This is a genomic window from Microbacterium sp. SD291 (assembly GCF_017355365.1).
Lineage (GTDB): Bacteria > Actinomycetota > Actinomycetes > Actinomycetales > Microbacteriaceae > Microbacterium.
Window position 1 is genome coordinate 1 of the sequence record NZ_JADIJR010000085.1, and the last position, 356, is coordinate 356.

Annotated in this window: 1 pseudogene; it reads left to right on the top strand. The window is 71.1% G+C overall.

Features of this window, described 5'->3' with window-relative positions:
• Nucleotides 1-356: pseudogene (locus IPV10_RS16875) on the top strand (hypothetical protein); the annotation flags it as partial.

Here is a 356-nt window from a genome sequence, read left to right on the forward strand (position 1 = left end):
ATGCCGAGAAGCTGACGGTGCTGCTGGGTGCGGGGAAGGCGCTGCGGCTGTTGGAGGCGGTGGTCGTGGAGACCGTCGCGAGTGCGGATGTGGATTTCGCGAACGCGTTCGGATGCCGGAACGTGAACGAACTCCTGCAACGGGCCCTCCTCACCGACGCCCCCGGTGCATCGAAAGTGAGCAAGGCCGCGGATGCCGTGCACCGGGAGATCAGCGTCACCTCCGGCGAGCGACTCCCGGCCCGCTACCCCGCACTGCGGGAAGCACTGCTCGACGGCGCGATCGGGGTCGCCGGGCTGCTCGCCGCGACCGGCCCGCTGGAGCGGGCCGGGAACCGGATCGGCAACGCCGACCGG